A 17,929-nucleotide genomic window follows, 5' to 3' on the forward strand; every position below is an offset into this window, starting at 1 on the left:
TTGAAAGGCTGGGGTATCCATGATGGTAGACCTCAAGGTGATGGCCTACTTCAAGCTTAGCCTTTCAACACGTAATTGGGACATAGCCTAATTAAAGGCTTATGGGCGCGTTTATAAAATCGAGTCTGCTATTACCCATCCATTACAAACGGTCTGAATGTCCACGATATGATTTGGCGTGAAAGTGCGGATCAAAAACTCATTGCCAACCCGATGGAGTAACCGTTGGTGTTGTGGCTGAACATATAGCGGGCGACCAGACGGGTGCGGCTGACGATGATGTCGTATTTGCTGCTGTCGATCTCCAGCCCCAGTCCGAGGGAGTTGAGAGAGTTGAAACCGAGCAGACCGCGCTGCTCACCGAGGTATTCGGTGCGCGCTCCCTCCATTACATAGCGCAGCGGACGATCGAGCAGGGTCCAGTCAAACACAGGGGCCCGGCGGCGTAGATAGAGACCGAGGTTCTCCGCCTCGGCACTGCCGCGCACACTTTCCGAGGTGTTGCCAAAGCTTTGCAGGTGCTGGTAGGAGTAGCGCACCTCGGCATCGATATCCTGCGTTTTGGAAAAAAGCTCGTAATCGAGCATCAGTGCGCCCCCCAGCCCGTACATGTTGAGCTGGCCGTTATCGAGAAAATCCAGCGAGTAGCCCTTGGTGCGATCCAGCAGCCAGTTGCCGACCCGCAGATCGCTGGCCATGGTGCCCAGCGAGACGTTGGCGATGGGGCGCAGCACCCAGTGGCCGCCTCGCTGGTCTTTATGGAGGGAGATATCCCAACCTACTCCGCCCGAAGCGGTCAGGCTGTTCCATTTGGTCGGGAGGGTGCGGCTCTCGGTGCCGTTGCTCACCACAAACTGGGGATCGTAACGGCTAAAGCCGATCGCCCCTTCCAGATAGATGGGCATGGCCTCGCTCATGGTGGCCCCCCCGCCAATCTGGGTGATATTGAGTGCAGCCGCTTGATCGGTCCCGCTGCCGATATTGAGGTTGCTGGCGGTAATGTCGGGCACCACGCTGAAGGTCATCAGCGAGAGTACCGCATTTGCACGATCCTGTGCCCAATCCTGCTGCTGAGCCGCAGCCAGGGCAGTACCGCCATGTATCGATAGCAGCATCGGCAGTAACAAGGAGGAAAAAGATCTGAGCATGAGAGAGGTTCCCGATCAGCGGCGTCTGGTGGCCTTGCCCTTACTGTAGCGAGTTTCCTTAGGGCTGTTTTGACGCAGGTGAACAGTAGTGTAACCAGTGGGGCTATGTGCTGACTCTGTCCTGAGATGAAAAACATTTGTTGCATTGTTGCTCTAATGAGAAATGCTTGATGTGGCTCATAGTTCTTGCGAATGAGCGGCACAACCGGCTGTATCAGCGAGATGGTCAAATATAATCAATTAGTTGGCAAAAATAACAGGAGCCAGGGATGAACAGACTCGGATTGGCTAGCAAGATGTTGCTGGCAATTTGCCTGCCGTTATTAGCGTTGCTATTTTTCGCCAGCCACTATGCATACGACAGGTATCAGGCCGCCCATGAGATGGAGCAAGCCTTGCAGCAGCTCACCGTGGTGAAAAGCAGTGCCCTGCTGGTGCATGAACTGCAAAAGGAGCGGGGCATGTCGGCGGGGTTTATCGGCTCGCAGGGGCGTAAATTCGCCGATGTTCTACCGCGTCAAAAGCTGTTGGTTGACGAGGCGATCCGCCATTTTCAGGCACAAGAGCAGAGGATGGCTCATGAGGCGGTGGCTCAGGGATTGAGCGAGTTGGCCGGGATCCGCGAGCAGGTAAGCAAGCTGGCCATCGAAGCGCCCCGTCAGGTCGCCTTCTATAGCCAGTTAATTGCCTCTTTGCTCAAGGTCGTGGATGAGATTAGCTTGCGCAGCCAAGATGCCGGGATCGCACTGCAGACCAATGCTTATGCCGCTTTCTTGCAAAACAAGGAGCGCATGGGGATGGAGCGGGCCACCCTCAGCAATGTGTTTGCCAAAGGGAGCTTCACCCCGGCAACCCTGCAGCAGTTTATGTCCCTGCTGGCTGCCCAGCAGAGTTACCTTGAGCGTTTTCGCGCCGTGGCAAGCGAGCCGCAGCGGGAACTACTTGCGCAGATAGAGCAAAATCCGGTCATGGAAGAGGTGGTGAAATTCGAGCAGCTGGCGCTTGGCAAGATGGCTGATGGGGGCTTCGGCGTTGATCCGGAGCGCTGGTTTGCCCTGAGTACCGAGAAGATCGAGCTGCTCAAGCAGGGGGAAGAACGGCTCTATCAGCAACTGTTCGAACGGGTTGAACAGATGCAGACCGAGAGTCAGCGCAATTTCTGGTGGGGGTCTCTGGCGGTGCTCTTTTGCTTACTGTTGACCACCCTTATCAGTTGGAAGGTGTTGCGGGATGTGCATCTGGGTTTCATGGCACTGCATCGCACCTTCTCTCAACTCGTCAATAACAACGATCTGACGGTCAGGGTGCAATGGCAATCCGGCGACGAGCTGGGGGCACTGTCGCGGGATCTCAACCGCTTCCTGCAACACCTCGAAGGGCTGCTGCTGGAGGTGCGCCGATCCTGTGAGGTGCTGACCCGCAGTGCCAGCAACTCAAATGAGGTGATTGCCGAAGTGAATGAGGGGGTGGTACGTGGTGTCGGTCAGGTGGAGCTGGTAGCAACAGCAGCGACTGAAATGGCTTCAACGGTGGCTGAAATCGCCCGCAATGCTACTCAGACCTCGTTGGCAACCCAGCAGGCCATCGGTCGTGCCCGGCAGGGTGACAAAGATGTGGATCAGACCATTACCGCCATCGAACGGGTGGCCGTCACCCTCGACGAGACCCAGGTGTTGGTCAACAACCTGCATCAGGACACCGAATCTGCCGTCGAGGCGCTCAACCTCATCAAGCAGATCTCCGATCGCACCAATCTGCTGGCCCTCAATGCCGCCATTGAAGCCGCCCGGGCTGGCGAGTCGGGGCGCGGTTTTGCCGTGGTCGCTGACGAGGTGCGCTCGCTGGCGTCCCGAACCCAGCAGGCGGCCGATGATATCGAGCAGATGTTATCCCGCCTGCGTGTTGGGGCCCGTCAGGCGGTGGTGGCCATGCAGTCGGGCAGCGAACAGGCGGGTCTCAGTGTCAGTGAAGCGCAGCGGGCGGGTCACGAGCTGACCGACATCGTCAACGAGGTGCGCAAGGTTAGCGACATGACGGCGCAGGTGGCTACCGCAACCGAGCAGCAGCGCTACGTGACCGACGATATCCAGCACAATGTGATGACCATCCGCGAAGTGTACGAGGCGCACCGTCAGCACTCGGTCACCTTACAGCAAAGCAGTGTCGAGCTGGATCAGTTGGCACGGGAGTTAGCCGGACGTATTGCCAGCTTCAAGTTGCTGGAGAGAGCATCCCCCCACTGATCCATTTGCGCTAAAGCTTGACCCTCCCTGGCCGATATCTCTTGTGAGATCGTGTGGAGGACAAGCAATTGAACGCTTGGGTGTTGGGGTTGGTCAGCATATCGGTGAGTATGCAGGTACAGGCTGGGGTGACCGAATTCGGTGCCGGTCTGGATCAATCCGTCTGGCGTTTGACCTCCGATACCCAGATTGAGTGTCGCCTCGAGCACCCGATCCCGAACTGGGGAACAGGGGCCTTTGTCAGCCGCGCCGGGCGCAAGATCAATCTCGATTTCGAGCTCAAGGGCAAACGGCCACAGGCCAGAACCGAGACTGTGAGCCTTGGCATCATGCCGCCGGTCTGGCGCCCCGGCATCGCGGGGCGGGAAGTTAGCCAGCTCCACTTCTATCAGCAGTTTGATGGGCTGGTGGAGGGACAGACCGCCTGGACCATGCTCGACGAGCTGGAGGGGGGGCGGATGCCCACTTTCCAGTATCGGGACTGGTATCGCCAGAACCGGCCGGTGCGAGTGTCGCTCTCGTCGGTCAACTTCCGGGTCAAATATCAGGCCTTTATCGACTGTCTGAGCGGGCTCTTGCCCTACAGCTTCAATGACATCGCCTTTAGCGTGCTCACCTACGACAAGAACAGCGATCAGCTATCCATCTCATCGAAACGACGGCTGGCGATGATCGGCGAATATATCAAGGCGGACAAGAGCATCGATGTAGTGGTGATCGACGCCTACAGCGACAGCTACGGTGGGCGCTGGACCAACCAGAAACTCTCGGAAAAGCGGGCCGATGCCATCAAGAAGGTATTTGTCGATCTGGGGCTCGATCCCGGCAAGGTCTCGGTGGAGGGGCATGGCGAGAAGCAGCACGTTGCCTCCAACGAAACCGAGCAGGGACGGGCCAAGAACCGGCGGGTGGTCATCAGTATGGGGCGTAACGGCGAGATCTAGCCCGGCAGCCCAATCAGACAAGCATAAAAAAGAGCGCCAGCGCGCTCTTTTTTGATCCTGCCATCGGGCATTTTTACCCGGGCAGCTTAGAAGCTGTCGCCAAGGCCGGTGCCGGCATCTTTCTTGGCAATCAGCTCAATCTTGTAACCGTCCGGATCTTCGACGAAGGCGATGACGGTGGTGCCGCCTTTAACCGGGCCCGGCTCGCGGGTGATCTTGGCACCGGCGGCGCGCAGTGCTTCACAGGTGGCGTAGATATCGTCCGCTTCCAGCGCGATGTGGCCGTAGGCGGAGCCCAGTTCGTACTCGCTCACCCCCCAGTTGTAGGTCAGCTCGATCACCGCTTCATCCTTCTCGTCACCGTAGCCGACGAAGGCCAGGGTGTACTTGTACTCGCTGTTTTCGCTCTTGCGCAGCAGCTTCATGCCAAGGACGCGGGTGTAGAAGTCGATGGAGCGTTGCAGATCGCCGACACGCAGCATGGTATGCAGAATTCTCATTGCTCAGTTCTCCGGGTTGGTGATGTGTACTGCTTTCAATCTCGGTTGTGAGGCTGTCAGCTCTCGGGATAGACCTTCTCTTTGTACTCGCACAAGTCCTCGATGATACAGGAACCACAGCGGGGCTTGCGAGCCAGACAGGTGTAACGCCCGTGCAGGATGAGCCAGTGGTGGACATCCAGCTTGAACTCGGCGGGCACCACTTTAAGCAGCTTCTCCTCCACCTGATCCACATTCTTGCCTACCGCAAAGCCGGTGCGGTTCGATACCCGGAAGATATGGGTATCGACGGCGATGGTGGGCCAGCCAAAGGCGGTATTGAGCACCACGTTGGCGGTCTTGCGGCCGACACCGGGCAGGGCTTCCAGCGCTTCGCGATTCTCCGGCACCTCGCCGCCATGGCGCTCCAGCAGGATGGCGCAGGTCTTGATGACGTTCTCGGCCTTGGTGTTAAAGAGGCCAATGGTCTTGATGTAGCTCTTGAGCCCCTCGACCCCGAGATCCAGCATCGCCTGCGGGGTGTTGGCCACCGGATAGAGCTTGTCGGTCGCCTTGTTGACGCTGACATCGGTTGCCTGCGCCGAGAGCAGCACGGCGATCAAGAGCTCGAACGGCGAGTTGAAGTTGAGCTCGGTGGTGGGGTGGGGATTGTGCTCCCGCAGTCGCTCCAGTATCTCTCTGCGTTTCTGGTTGTTCATGCAGCCTCGCGTGTCATAGCTGGGTCGCCCGGGCACGGACGGGGGGCACATTGCAGTGAGCCACTGTGGTCGCCTGCTTGCGGTCACGCCACTCGTTGATGGCGTTCTTGGCGGCGATCAGCAGCCCCAGCCCGATAAAGCCGCCCGGCGGCAGAATGGCCAGCAGCAGGCTGGCATCAGCGTGGAACAGCTCGATGCGCAGGGATTTTGCCCACTCGCCCAGCAGCAGATCTGCACCATCAAACAGGGTGCCCATGCCGATGATTTCGCGCATGGTACCAAGTACCAGCAGTACCAGAGTAAAGCCCAGCCCCATCATCAGGCCGTCGAGGGCCGCCAGCAGCGGCGGGTTCTTGGAGGCATAGGCCTCGGCGCGGCCGATGATGATGCAGTTGGTGACGATGAGGGCGATAAAGATGCCGAGCGCCTGATAGAGGCCATAGGTGTAGGCGTTCATCAGCAGCTGCACGCTGGTCACCAGCGAGGCGATGATCATCACGTAGACCGGGATGCGGATATCCTTCGGCACCCAGTTGCGCACCAGCGAGATGGCGAGGTTGGAGCAAACCAGCACCGCCATGGTGGCAAGGCCGAGCCCCAGCGCATTGGTAAAGGTGGAGGAGACGGCGAGGGTAGGGCACAGACCCAGCACCTGTACCAGCGAGGGGTTGTTCTTCCACAGCCCCTGTACCATCAGCTCCTTGAGCTCGCCCTTGCGGCTTTCCAGCTCGGCGATCGGGGCGCTGCCCGTTTCAATCTGTTCCATTTGTGTCATGACGGGGTCGACTCCGGTTTATTGTGCGGCCGGACAAGCCGGGGCGTTGCTGAGCAGTTCCGGGTGCTCGTGCTGCAGTTTCAGCAGGTTTTTCACCGCCTTGACCACGGCACGGGGGGTGATGGTGGCACCGGTAAAGGCATCGAACTCGCCGCCATCCTTCTTCACTGCCCACTCAGATTCATTGTCGGCGGTCAGGGATTTTCCGGTAAAGCTGTTGATCCAGTTGGATTTTTTCAGCTCGATCTTGTCACCAAGGCCGGGGGTCTCGTTGTGAGCGAGCACTCGCACCGCGCTGACGGTGCCCTTGGCATCAAAGCCCGCCACGATGCGGATGGCACCGCTGTAGCCATCCGGCGCGATCGCCTCCAGCGCATAACCGGTCACCACGCCATTCTTGCTGGCGGTATAGAGGGCTTGTGGCTGATCGCTGCCCAGATACTTCCTGCTGGTCACCAGCTTGCAGCTGGTCACCAGATCGTTGTCATAGCTGCCGGCAGGCAGCAGCGCCTCCAGCGTCTGCAACTTCTCCAGCTGCTGCTGGTGGGCGATCTTGTCCTTGGTCAACTCGTTGGTCAGCACCACCAGTGCGGTGCAGCCCAGCGCGAACATGGCCAGGATCAGGCCGTTCTTGCGCATGCTCTTTAACATGTCCGGGCTCCGTCAGCTGTGATGGGGAAAGAGGGCAGAAACATCATTGGCGACGGGCTCCATACACTTTCGGACGAGTCAGGCTGTCGATAAAGGGCACGCAAAGGTTGGCCAGCAGCACGGCGAAGGCGAAGGCATCCGGGTAGCCGCCAAAGCGGCGAATGATGTAGACCAGTACCCCGATCAGCACGCCATAGACCAGTCGGCCGCGTGGGGTGGTGCAGGCGCTGACCGGATCGGTGGCGATAAAGAAGGCCCCCAGCATGGTGGCGCCGCTAAAGAGATGGAACATCGGCGTAGCGGTCGCATCCGGGCTCATCAGGTAGCCGAGGGTCGCCGCCGCCAGCAGGGAGCCCAGAATGGCGGTCGGAATGCGCCAGTTGATCACCTTCTGTTGCAGCAGGAAGAGGCCGCCCAGCAGATAGCCGAGGTTGACCCAGCTCCAGCCGATGCCGCCCCAACCCTCGAACAGCGGGCCGCTCAGGATCTCGCCGGTGGTGAGCCCTTGGGTCAGGCCGGTTTTCAGGGTATCGAGCGGGGTCGCCATGGTCAGTCCATCCACCCCCTGCTTGAGCTGGGCCATGCTATAGCCGTCGAGGCTAAAGCCGGTGAAGATGACTGACGCGGCATCGCCAAAGCCGAGGCTGTAGGCGCGCACGCTCTCCGGCGGCAGCCAGCTGGTCATCTGCACCGGGAAGGAGACCAGCAGCAGCACGTAGGCCACCATGGCCGGGTTGAACAGATTCTGACCCAGCCCGCCGTAGAGCTGCTTGGCGATGATGATGGCGAAGGCAGTGCCCACTACCATCATCCACCACGGCAGCAGCGGCGGCAGGGAGAGGCCGATCAGCACGGCGGTGAGGGCGGCGCTACCATCCATCAGGGCCGGTTTGACGGGGCGGCCCCGCAGCTTGAGCACCAGCGCCTCACTCACCAGCGCGGTTACCAGCGCAATCAGGATCTGGATAAAGGAGCCCCAGCCGAAGAACCAGGTCTGGGCCAGCAAGCCCGGCACACAGGCCAGGATCACCAGCAGCATCAGGGTTCGGGTCTGTTTGCGGTTATGGGCAAACGGCGCAGTCGCGATATTGAACATGGATTAGTGCATTACCTCGTTGTTTAACGATGGGCCAGCGAGCATCAGCGCGGCTCGGCGTCGGATGATGATCCCTCATCCGGGGTGGCCCCACTGGCCCTGGCCGCTTCAGCAGCCAGTTTTTTCGCCTTGGCGCGGGCAACGGCAGCGGCGATGGCTGCCTTCTTCGGGTCAACGCTTGCCTCGGCAAGGGCCGGTTCGGCCACGGCCTCGCTCACCGGCTCGGCGAGTGCTTGCTCACCGCGAGTCCCTTCTGCTGCCTGCATTGGCTCACCCTGTTCAGCAGCCTGCTGGGCCGCCTTTTTGGCCTTGGCGCGGGCAATGGCCGCGGCGATAGCGGCTTTCTTGGGATCGACCGCTTCGCTGGCCGCAGATGGCGCATCGCTTTGGGTTGCAGCTGTTTCGCTGGTGCCTGCTGTTGCAGTCAGAGAGCCCTCAGCGCTGTCGCCCTGCTGGGCGGCTTTCTTGGCCTTGGCCCGGGCGATGGCTGCAGCGATGGCCGCTTTCTTAGGATCAACCGCTTCACTTGCAGCCGTATCGCTTTGGTTGGTGTTTACTTCGCTCTTGGCTAGCGCCACGTCGCGGGTCTGTGCGCTGGCAGCTGGCTCACTCTGCGCACCTTCAGCACCGGCGCTGTCGCCCTGCTGGGCCAGCTTTTTGGCCTTGGCGCGGGCAATGGCAGCAGCGATAGCGGCTTTCTTGGGATCAACCGCTTCGCTGGCCGCAGATGGCGCATCGCTTTTGGTTGTAGCGGATCCGCTGGTACCTGCGTTTGCAGTCAGATCGCCCTCAGCGCTGTCGCCCTGCTGGGCCGCCTTCTTGGCCTTGGCCCGGGCAATAGCGGCAGCAATTGCGGCTTTCTTGGGATCGACAGGTGCATCGCCTTGCGAGCCTGCGTCGGCTACCTCGGCTGCCGCGCTGTTGGCTGCGCTTACCGGCTCGCCACTGGCTTCGGCCTTTTTGGCTTTGGCACGGGCAATGGCGGCGGCAATTGCTGCCTTTTTCGGATCAACCTCTGCCTTTTGCTGATCAGCATCTACCGCAGGCGCAGCAACGGCTTCGGCAGTCACAGGCTCGGCGCTATCGCCTGCCTGAGCGGCTTTTTTGGCCTTGGCGCGGGCCAGTGCGGCGGCGATGGCTGCTTTCTTGGGATCGCTGGCGGGGTCAACCGCCTCGGCGGATTGCGGCGCTGCGGCGGCTGTGTCGCTGTTTGCGCTCTCGGCCAGCTTGGCGGCGCGGCGCGCCTCCGCTTCCCGTTTGCGGGCTTCGCGGGCGGCAATCATGGAGCTGTTGTCAGGCAAGCCCTCGGCGGTGGCTGTAATGGCAGTGATGGGGGCATCCTGCTTGGCCTTGATGCGGGCGAGAGCCGCTGCCACCGGATCTTCGCCGCCTGCGGCCGTCATGGTCTGACGGCGCTGGGCGGCGGCTTGCGCATGGCGCGCTTCGCGGGCCGCTTTCTCCCGCTCGAAACGGGCCTGCTTGGCCTCGAAACGCTGCTTGGCGCGTTCGGCTTTTTCGGCCTCGGCGCGGGCTTCGCGAATGTCGTCTTTGGCGATCTTGTAGTACTGCACCAGCGGGATCTCGCTGGGGCAGACCCAGGCGCAGGCGCCGCACTCGATGCAGTCCATCAGGTTGAGCTTCTCGGCCTTGTCATATTCCTTGGCCCGGCTGTACCAGTAGAGCTCTTGCGGCAGCAGGGTGGCCGGGCAGGCATCGGCGCAGGCGCTGCAACGGATGCAAGGCTGCTCCGGGCCGGGGGCGGGCAGTTCGGCCTGCGTCGGCGCCAGCAGGCAGTTGGTAGCCTTGACCACAGGCACCATAGCGTGGGGCAGGGTAAAGCCCATCATGGGGCCACCCATGATCACCCGCTGCTCCGCTTCCGGTTGCAGCTCGAAACGCTGCAACAGCCAGCGCACCGGCGTACCCAAGCGCACCCAAGCGTTGCCGGGTTTCTTGAAGCTGTCGCCGGTGAGGGTAACGATCCGTTCGATCAGCGGTTCGCCGTCGATGATGGCGCGCTTGATGGCAAACACGGTGGCGACGTTGAGCACCATGATGCCGATATCGACCGCGCGGCCCCCCTTGGGCACCTGACGGCCGGTGAGCAGCTCGATGGTCTGCTTGGCACCGCCCGAGGGGTACTTGGTCGGCACCGTCTTGACCAGCACATCCGGGTCTGTGGCGTGGTGGGTCAGCTGCTCGATCGCCTCGGGTTTGTTGTCTTCCACCCCGATCAGGGTCAGCTTGGGTTTGAGCAGGTGCTTGAGTACCCGGATGCCATCCATGATCTCATCGGCATACTGCTGCATCAGCCGATCATCGGTGGTGATATAGGGTTCGCACTCCAGCCCGTTGACGATCAGGATCTCGGTGAGCTGGCCGCGGCCGTCGAGTTTGCTGTGGGTCGGGAACACGGCGCCGCCAAGGCCCGCCACCCCCGCTTGCTGAATGCGTTCGAGCAGCTCGCCCCGCTCCAGATTCCAATAATCGGCTTTGCCATTGCGCTCGCCCCACTCATCCTCCCCATCCGGAGTGAGAATGACGCAGAGATCGCCGAGCCCGGAGGGGTGGGCAACCGTGTGGTTGCCAATCTCGGTGATGGTGCCCGAGGTGGAGGCATGGACAGGGACGACCCGCCCCTTGGCATAACGGGTCAGCGGCTGACCCTTCTTGACCTTGTCGCCCACCTGCACCAGCAGATCGCCGGCGGGGCCTGCGTGCTGGCGCAGCGGAATGATGAGGCGCGGCGGCAGACCGGCGTCTACCACCGGGCTCTGGCTTGATTGCAGCTTGTTGTCGGCGGGGTGAATGCCACCGTGAAAGTCCCAGAGCGTGCCGGCTTTGATACGTTCGAGTAAGGAATGCATGGTTGCTCCGCTGTTTATTCCACTATCTTGACCGGAATCTTGCCCGGAACATGCACGTTATTGAGATCCCACTTCCAGTTATCGACCGTGGTGGGCACCGGGATCATCTCGATGCAGTCGGTCGGGCAGGGATCGACACAGAGATCGCAACCGGTGCACTCGTTGGCAATCACGGTATGCATTGCCTTGGTGGCGCCGACGATGGCATCCACCGGGCAGGCCTGAATGCACTTGGTGCAGCCGATGCACTGATCTTCGTGGATAAAGGCGACCTTTTTGACCGGCACGGCGGCCTCGTCACTGCCCCCCAGCGGTTGGGGCTCTACCCCCATCAGATCGGCAATCTTGCGCATGGTGGCCTCGCCACCGGGTACGCACTTGTTGATCTGATCGCCATTGGCGAGCGCCTCGGCGTAGGGTTTGCAGCCGGGATAGCCGCACTGGCCACACTGGGTCTGGGGCAGCAGGGCATCGAGCTGATCGACGATGGGGTCTGCTTCCACATGAAACTTGACGGCGGCAAAGCCCAGGATAATCCCGAACGCCAGCGCCAGCAGGGTGAGCACCAGAATGGCAAAGAGAATATGGATCATGGTTATATCTTGATAAGGCCGGTAAAGCCCATAAAGGCCAGCGACATCAGACCGGCGGTGATCATGGCAATCGACACCCCGCGAAACGGGGCGGGCACATCGGCGGCGACCAGACGCTCGCGCATGGCGGCAAACAGGATCAACACCAGCGAGAAGCCGGTGGCGGCGCCAAAGCCGTAGATCACGCTCTGGATAAAGTCGTGTCGCTCATTGATGCTGAGCAGCGCCACCCCGAGCACCGCGCAGTTGGTGGTGATGAGGGGCAGGAAGATCCCCAGCAGGCGGTAGAGGGTCGGGCTGCTCTTGCGCACCACCATCTCGGTAAACTGCACCACCACGGCGATCACCAGAATAAAGGCGAGGGTGCGCAGATAGGCGATATCCAGCGGCAGCAGGATATAGTGCTCCACCAGATAGGAGCTGGCACTGGCGAGGGTCATCACGAAGGTGGTCGCCAGCCCCATGCCGATGGCGGTTTCCAGCTTGCCCGAGACCCCCATAAAGGGGCAGAGGCCGAGGAATTTCACCAGCACGAAGTTGTTAACCAGCACGGTGCCGATCAATAAAAGCAGGTACTCAGTCATCAATTACCGTCACTGAAAGTCGGGTTATCGGGGTTTGAAGGCGGGCGGTATTATCTGACGTTAGGGCCAGTTAAACAACCGCAAGGCCGCATGGTTATTATGCAACTGGATAATTTAGCCGGGGTTTTGGGCAAGATTGCGGACGGTTGTTTGGCGGCTTTGCCCGCACTTGGCTGGCAAAGCCGGGATAGCAGTCAGGTGTTCAGGCTGGATGCGTGCGCAATAATTCCCCGTAATAATCCGGCAGTGCCGAAAATCCGGTCAATTCACCTTGCAATTCTGCCAGCCTGGTCAGTCTAATGGCTGCTCTGAAACTTGCCGCATCCAGCTGTGTCAGAGGGTGGAGCAATGAAATAGAGGGCCCCAGCTCCAGCAACCAGTAAGGATTCACATTCCCCTTGGCCAGCGGTGTACCTGTCTGCTCTTCGGTCAGTTGTTCCCTTCGCAGCTTCCGGCATGTCAGCACAGGCCAGACCCGGGTGACCTCCCGTGTCTTGCCATCTGCTGCAAGGGTAGCTACGGCCAGATAGCTGATCTCGTTCATCAGCTGGTCATCATAACGAGTGGCAATGGTTTCGGCAGGGGTGTGATACCAGCGGGCAGAACCATCACGAAATGCATCGAAGTAGCTCGCCGGGCGGCTGTTTTCCAGTGCGGTCGGAATGATCAGGGTGAGATCATGGTGGCGGACCTGCTGCATCCCCAGGTTGGCAATCCGGCTGGGCTCTTCCAGATAGAAGTGGCCCGAGCGGATGGCTGGATAGCGGAACTCTTCCCCCGATTTACCCAGCTTTTGCTCAAGGAAGGTTTGCAGCCAGCAAGAGCCGCTGTGATCCTTTGCTGGCAACAGGGCAAAGGCACCGATACCAATCCGGTCGATCTCCTCCTGATAGGGATTTTTCGTTCCGGGTTGCTGGCTCATAAAGCCCGGATAGAGCGCAAAAGCGCCGAAGGTGGGGCGGCTTGGTATCGGGTCATCCTGTTGCTGATAGAGCAGGGCATCCCGATAACGGTGCATCTGGTTGATGGCATCATCGGGCACCCTGTCTCTCGGGTCATCTTGAGTGCCATTATCGACCCGGTACTTGGCATCAAACAGCCAGATAAAGGTGTCGCCACTGCCAGTAGTGGCTTCGATCAGAATGTCCGGCCTCTGGGGAACCAGCAGGGAGTGAACCGGTTTGTTGGTCTTGTGAAATCTCGGTTCATGGGCCAGCTTGAGCCTTACACCGTCTGCTGTACGAAGGTACTCCCAGCAGTACTGCATCCCCTCGGCCAGCCGGGTATCCCAGCCATCGCGGGTGAAGTTAAATGCAGGTGTTTTCACCTCGGTAAATCCCAGCGTCAGGATAATCCGGCGCACCTCGATCACGCACCAGAGCTCGTAGAGCTGATCCATGCTGCGCACGCCGGCCACGGCATCATTTCCCAACGCATCGAGATAGAGGCGCAGTTGCTGCCAGACCCGGTAAACCGTGCTATAGCCGCTCTTTTGCTGCAGTACCAGAGACTCGCGTTGTAACACCGCCGCCGGACCGATCTCCTGCATCAGGGGGTGAGCCAGCGCCTGATCCAGCGGTTTGCTCCACGCCTTCAGACGGTCAAAAAAGGCTCTGGACAGCAGGGTGCGATCACCCTGTTGTGTCAGCTGTTGCAGCATCCTTCCGGTGCGCTCCAGCACAAACTTGATAAAGCGGTTTTCCGGGGTATCCGTGGTCAGTTGTTTACGTTCCACCCGGTATCTGCGCTCGATACCGTTATCCAGATCCTGGCGGATCTGTTCGGCCTGCTTCGGGCGTGGTGGCCGCTTCATTCTGGCGGCCAGCAGATACTCGGTCTTGCTTTGCAGCCTGCTGTGGGGCGCATTGATGATCTGGCGGATCCCCCGCTCAAGGTCCTTGTGCAGGGCTTCGAAATGGGCAAGCCAGAGCAGGGGGAACGGTTCGGCCTTGCGCTGGCTGCGCCCCCATTGCTGACTGGTTGCGCTGTTCAGGGTAAAACGCCAGTAGGGGTACTGCTCATCCAGCACCTGATGGATCAGCGGCACATCCCGGCGGATATCCAGCTTGACCGGATAGACCTCGAACCAGAGCGTCAGCTGAACGCGAGCAGCTTTTCCTGCAGCCGATTTCGGTTGATAAGAGAAGGGGAGTGCAAGTGTGCCTACTTCGTTGCCGGTATTGAATCCCCCCAGCAGTTCCTGCGATCCATGCCTGCTTTTGAAGCGAAACGACTCGCAGATCCGCTGCAGATGATGCTCCAGCCGCGGCGCATCACTTCCCTCGCTAACGCCGTGAAGAAACTCCCATTCGAATTCGTAAAAGCAGTTCTCATACAACAGAGGGGTTGGCAGTACCAGAGTGGAGAGCGCCTGATCATCAGGCAGCTCCAGCGGGCAGCCATCAGCCTCAGCCAGTGTGATGGAAAGGGGCTGCGAGAAGCGCACAACTGGCGGTTCGTATCTGCCTGCACTCGCTGGCAGGCCCGCTTTGCCGATCACCTGTTGATGATGGACGCGGGTAGCTTGTAACTGCCGATAACGATCCCCGACCGTCTTCTCATTGGCATAGATCCGCAAAATCCAGTCATGGCTCTGCAGGGTAAACAGGCACTCCATCACAACCCCCTTACGGCCAGAAGCTGGTAAAGCACTGCCGTGTCAGCCGCTCTTTCATCCAGGCCAGTTTCTTCTTGCTGCGACAGGGGACGTGCGGCGGTTCTGCGGGGGCGGAATCTTCACCGGCGGCAGCCACCTTGCGGTTAAACAGGTCAGGGCGTGTGTTATCCCAGTGACTACCAAATTGTTCTGCCAGCACCTTTTCCAGGTCTGTCAGCAGGTCGCCATCAGCCGTCAGATGGCTGCGCAACTTGTCGCTATCCCCCTCAATGCGCGGCAATACCTTGCACATCATAAAGTCATCCCAGATGGCGACCAGTTCTGCGGTATTGGCGGGGTGATGGGCCAGCAGGGCTAGCATCAGCTCGTTCAGGGCGCGATAGGCCAGTTCGAACGGGCTCTGTTGCAGCACCTCGTTGACTGCCTTCAGGAACGTGACGCTCTCTTTACTGTGTTTCTCCAGCTCGGGGATGTCAGTAATGGCACGCCCGTCTGACCAGGTCGGGTAACCCAGCCGTTTTGACTGCAATGCCGGTGCAAAGTAGGCATCGAAATCGTTGGGGAAAAACTCGTTAAAGTCGAAGGTGAGGGCCCTGTCGATCACCTTGCGGGAAAAGCCGTGGGTGGTCTCGTCCATATTGACGGTACCGGCCACCATCAGATTGAAGGGGATAGCGATACCGTGCTGGCAGAAGCTGGCCCAGATCTGCTGATGTAGGGCAATATTCAGGTCCAGTCCCAGTTTTTCCGCCAGTTCGGTACGCGCGTTCTCATCCAGTTGCTGGCTAAGCGTATCTGCTTTGAGCAGGGGATCGCACTGGTAGACATAGCCGTAGTCCACCCCTTCTTTGTCGTTAAATGCAGTCAGTTCGGGTGAGGTATACCAGTGGCGGGTCTCCAGTACCGATAGATAGTCGGCGAAATATTGTTCAACCGGAGCCAGATTCATCTCGTCGAGGCAGAGCCAGAAGGGGGGAATATGGTTCAGTTGTTTTTGACTCAGACCAATCTTGCCATCGGTTCTGACTTCGCCAATATGCTCGAAAATATGGATCCAGGCTTGGGTAATAAAATGCAGCACCGGCGTTGATACATACTCCTTTTTACCACTGATCCTGGAGATATAGCCCAGCAGATCGGAGGGTTCGTGCCAGTCTGGTCGTACAGGTACCAAGCAGTAATTTTTCTGGCCTGGATAGTCCTTGACCTGCTCACGAATAAAACGAGTTTTACCAGTACCAGAAATGCCAGCGAGGAGGAGAAACGGTTTGTAAAGGCTTGAGGGGTTGAATTTAGCTATATTCTTTATATCTAATATAGGATGTTCTTTGTTAGATAAAAAACTAACGCACTTATCATATAAACTAAGTAGCCACTCAAGATCTTTTATTAGCTCTTCATCTGAAGGTATGTCATCAGCCGGGTAATATTTTGCTGAAATATTTGTTGGTTCATATGATCTCCCCAGATTTGTTGTTGCATGTAGGTTTAGAGAGTCGTTATCCCATGTGGAGAGCTCAGTGATATTGTTCAGAAGTTGTAATTTTAACTCAATGGCTTGTCTCTGGGCATTTACCGTACCTAATTCCCGGGTGGGCGCTGTCGTTCCTTGATTTAAAGAGAGGTAAAATCCAGAACCATCGGCGCAGAATAAATAAACAGGATATATTCCAGACTGTGTTGTGGTGGTGATTCTTGTATCAAGGATTGAAATCCAAGGCACATTCGCCCAATTGCCAGCTCCAACGCTAGCCTTGATTTTAAGTTCTTCGTTAGAACGATGGGCTATATTTTCGATGGACTCTTTTAGTTCGGTTCTAAAAATTACTGCTGTTGGGTGATTGGTAAATTGTTCCGTGGTTGCGCGTACCCAATTTGACAGTATTTGTTTAAATAAACTTTGAATCTCGCTCATTTAAAACACCAAAGAGTGATTTTTTGTAAAGGCTGTAATGTTAACACCAGAAGTTGTTGTTACCAATGAAATTTTATGTTGATAGGTTCATTTTTTATTTACATCTCTCTTTGGGAAATAGAGAAGTATGATTTTTCGGTAAGTTTGAACACGGATAACTGATCCAGAGATGGTTACCTAGCGCGATGGTTTTATTGTCATCAGATATTTTTGAATGAGAATTCAAGAGGTATTCGCACGCTCATGTTGAGGAGGGCGCGATTCACCCTTCTCGTTTCATCTGTGGCAGATCCAGCAGCCTAGCGTTTGTCGTCCCTACCAGCAGGATGTGCGGCGTTTTAGCCAGTGCACGGTCAAGGCGTCCGCCCTGTTTCACAAGTTGTGTGATGACCTGACCCGGCAGGATGACAGCAGCTGGCAACTGCCCAAATTTCGCACCATGTACTGCTCGGCGGCCATCAGCTATCAGCCCCTTATCGCCGAAATCGGGGATGCTAAGCAGAGTCCTGCCAAGCTGGCGGAGCGCGCCTGCAATCAGGCGATTCTGGAAGCAATGGACAGTGACGATGAAGCCCTGCAGGCCCAGCGTGACAAAGCGTGCGCTGCGGTGCAGTGAGGCGAATTTATCTGACCAGATCATTTGCGCTCGCTTTGCGCGTCACGGCACACATGGGTTTCCCCTTGCCGGGTATGATGGGGTTGCCCGCAGTGGCGGCGACAGTCGGATGTTTGCGGGCATATGCCGGTCACATCAGCCAGATCACCACCAGGAGGTAACCATGATCAGCCATATCGACCATCTGGTATTGACGGTCAGTGATATCGAACGGGCCGTGGAATTTTACAGTTCGGTGCTCAATATGGAGGCCATCACCTTCGGTGCGGGGCGCCGGGCGCTAGGGTTTGGCAACCAGAAGATCAATCTGCAACTGCTGGGGCAGGAGCCGCGCAATCGGGCGCAGGTGGGGTCGGGAGATGTCTGCCTTATCACCCGCTGGCCGCTGGAGCAGGTGATGGCCCAGCTTGCCTGCCACGGGGTGGAGATTGTCGAGGGGCCGGTGACCAAAAGCGGTGCCTGTGGGCCGATAGAATCAGTCTACTTCCTCGACCCTGACCAAAACCTGATTGAGGTCAGCCGTTATCCCTGAGCCCACCAAGCCATCACTCCCATCGCCATCATCAATAGAAAGGGGCCGTCAATTGACGGTAATGCCGATCAGTTAAGGATCCATTGACCGATCCTTCTGTTGTGTGAAAATCCGAAACCAGTTGATTGGTTTCGGATTTTTTATGCGTAT

General features: G+C 58.3%; 14 protein-coding genes and 1 pseudogene. 4 read left to right on the top strand and 11 right to left on the bottom strand.

Features of this window, described 5'->3' with window-relative positions; genetic code table 11:
* Window positions 1-191 precede the first annotated feature (191 nt).
* Complete coding sequence (locus tag ACW5W8_RS21320; protein ID WP_498630246.1) at window positions 192-1,148, bottom strand: hypothetical protein; 957 nt, start codon at window positions 1,146-1,148, stop codon at window positions 192-194.
* Window positions 1,149-1,417: 269 nt separating this feature from the next.
* On the opposite strand from ACW5W8_RS21320, the gene ACW5W8_RS21325 reads away from it, so the two are divergent.
* Together ACW5W8_RS21325 and ACW5W8_RS21330 are read left to right on the top strand one after the other, a co-directional pair.
* Window positions 1,418-3,391: a methyl-accepting chemotaxis protein gene (locus tag ACW5W8_RS21325; RefSeq protein WP_498630247.1), complete on the top strand. Its 1,974-nt coding sequence runs from the start codon at window positions 1,418-1,420 to the stop codon at window positions 3,389-3,391.
* 68 nt (window positions 3,392-3,459) lie between these two features.
* A complete protein-coding gene (locus tag ACW5W8_RS21330; protein WP_498630249.1) occupies window positions 3,460-4,335 on the top strand; it encodes a flagellar protein MotY in 876 nt (291 codons plus the stop codon).
* An 86-nt stretch (window positions 4,336-4,421) separates the two neighbouring features.
* On the opposite strand, the gene gloA is transcribed toward ACW5W8_RS21330, so the two are convergent.
* From gloA to ACW5W8_RS21380, 10 genes are all read right to left on the bottom strand, one after another.
* Window positions 4,422-4,835, bottom strand: a complete 414-nt coding sequence (gene gloA / locus ACW5W8_RS21335) for a lactoylglutathione lyase (RefSeq protein ID WP_005337610.1) — start codon at window positions 4,833-4,835, stop codon at window positions 4,422-4,424.
* Between the two features lie 56 nt (window positions 4,836-4,891).
* On the bottom strand, window positions 4,892-5,533 hold the full coding sequence (gene nth, locus ACW5W8_RS21340; RefSeq protein ID WP_033113577.1) for an endonuclease III: 642 nt from the start codon (window positions 5,531-5,533) through the stop codon (window positions 4,892-4,894).
* Between the two features lie 13 nt (window positions 5,534-5,546).
* Window positions 5,547-6,308, bottom strand: a complete 762-nt coding sequence (locus ACW5W8_RS21345; protein WP_378007165.1) for an electron transport complex subunit E — start codon at window positions 6,306-6,308, stop codon at window positions 5,547-5,549.
* 18 nt (window positions 6,309-6,326) lie between these two features.
* On the bottom strand, window positions 6,327-6,959 hold the full coding sequence (gene rsxG / locus ACW5W8_RS21350) for an electron transport complex subunit RsxG (protein ID WP_498630252.1): 633 nt from the start codon (window positions 6,957-6,959) through the stop codon (window positions 6,327-6,329).
* 43 nt (window positions 6,960-7,002) lie between these two features.
* Entirely contained in the window at window positions 7,003-8,055 is a 1,053-nt protein-coding gene (gene rsxD / locus ACW5W8_RS21355) for an electron transport complex subunit RsxD (protein ID WP_041208552.1), read from the bottom strand.
* A gap of 44 nt (window positions 8,056-8,099) precedes the next feature.
* Window positions 8,100-10,922 (bottom strand): electron transport complex subunit RsxC, encoded by a 2,823-nt coding sequence (rsxC, locus tag ACW5W8_RS21360; protein WP_498630254.1) that lies wholly within the window; start codon window positions 10,920-10,922, stop codon window positions 8,100-8,102.
* A gap of 14 nt (window positions 10,923-10,936) precedes the next feature.
* A complete protein-coding gene (rsxB, locus tag ACW5W8_RS21365) occupies window positions 10,937-11,515 on the bottom strand; it encodes an electron transport complex subunit RsxB (protein WP_005350799.1) in 579 nt (192 codons plus the stop codon).
* A 2-nt stretch (window positions 11,516-11,517) separates the two neighbouring features.
* Window positions 11,518-12,099: an electron transport complex subunit RsxA gene (gene rsxA / locus ACW5W8_RS21370; protein WP_005337600.1), complete on the bottom strand. Its 582-nt coding sequence runs from the start codon at window positions 12,097-12,099 to the stop codon at window positions 11,518-11,520.
* A gap of 202 nt (window positions 12,100-12,301) precedes the next feature.
* The gene (locus ACW5W8_RS21375; protein ID WP_498630257.1) at window positions 12,302-14,716 is read right to left on the bottom strand and encodes a DUF2357 domain-containing protein; all 2,415 of its coding nucleotides are present in this window, start codon (window positions 14,714-14,716) and stop codon (window positions 12,302-12,304) included.
* Between the two features lie 10 nt (window positions 14,717-14,726).
* A complete protein-coding gene (locus ACW5W8_RS21380; RefSeq protein WP_498630258.1) occupies window positions 14,727-16,631 on the bottom strand; it encodes an MrcB family domain-containing protein in 1,905 nt (634 codons plus the stop codon).
* Between the two features lie 253 nt (window positions 16,632-16,884).
* On the opposite strand from ACW5W8_RS21380, the pseudogene ACW5W8_RS21385 reads away from it, so the two are divergent.
* A pseudogene (locus tag ACW5W8_RS21385) lies at window positions 16,885-17,247 on the top strand (hypothetical protein); the annotation flags it as partial.
* Window positions 17,248-17,410: 163 nt separating this feature from the next.
* Window positions 17,411-17,779, top strand: a complete 369-nt coding sequence (locus ACW5W8_RS21390; protein ID WP_498630260.1) for a VOC family protein — start codon at window positions 17,411-17,413, stop codon at window positions 17,777-17,779.
* Window positions 17,780-17,929: the final 150 nt, after the last annotated feature.

This window comes from Aeromonas aquatilis (assembly GCF_054052405.1).

Excerpts from the sequence above, each read along its gene's own strand:
- ACW5W8_RS21320 (WP_498630246.1), bottom strand. The coding sequence starts at position 1,148 with ATGCTCAGATCTTTTTCCTCCTTGTTACTGCCGATGCTGCTATCGATA.
- rsxD (WP_041208552.1), bottom strand. The coding sequence starts at position 8,055 with ATGTTCAATATCGCGACTGCGCCGTTTGCCCATAACCGCAAACAGACC.
- ACW5W8_RS21345 (WP_378007165.1), bottom strand. The coding sequence starts at position 6,308 with ATGACACAAATGGAACAGATTGAAACGGGCAGCGCCCCGATCGCCGAG.
- rsxB (WP_005350799.1), bottom strand. The coding sequence starts at position 11,515 with ATGATCCATATTCTCTTTGCCATTCTGGTGCTCACCCTGCTGGCGCTG.
- rsxG (WP_498630252.1), bottom strand. The coding sequence starts at position 6,959 with ATGTTAAAGAGCATGCGCAAGAACGGCCTGATCCTGGCCATGTTCGCG.
- ACW5W8_RS21380 (WP_498630258.1), bottom strand. The coding sequence starts at position 16,631 with ATGAGCGAGATTCAAAGTTTATTTAAACAAATACTGTCAAATTGGGTA.
- nth (WP_033113577.1), bottom strand. The coding sequence starts at position 5,533 with ATGAACAACCAGAAACGCAGAGAGATACTGGAGCGACTGCGGGAGCAC.
- gloA (WP_005337610.1), bottom strand. The coding sequence starts at position 4,835 with ATGAGAATTCTGCATACCATGCTGCGTGTCGGCGATCTGCAACGCTCC.
- ACW5W8_RS21375 (WP_498630257.1), bottom strand. The coding sequence starts at position 14,716 with ATGGAGTGCCTGTTTACCCTGCAGAGCCATGACTGGATTTTGCGGATC.
- rsxA (WP_005337600.1), bottom strand. The coding sequence starts at position 12,099 with ATGACTGAGTACCTGCTTTTATTGATCGGCACCGTGCTGGTTAACAAC.
- ACW5W8_RS21390 (WP_498630260.1), top strand. The coding sequence starts at position 17,411 with ATGATCAGCCATATCGACCATCTGGTATTGACGGTCAGTGATATCGAA.
- rsxC (WP_498630254.1), bottom strand. The coding sequence starts at position 10,922 with ATGCATTCCTTACTCGAACGTATCAAAGCCGGCACGCTCTGGGACTTT.
- ACW5W8_RS21325 (WP_498630247.1), top strand. The coding sequence starts at position 1,418 with ATGAACAGACTCGGATTGGCTAGCAAGATGTTGCTGGCAATTTGCCTG.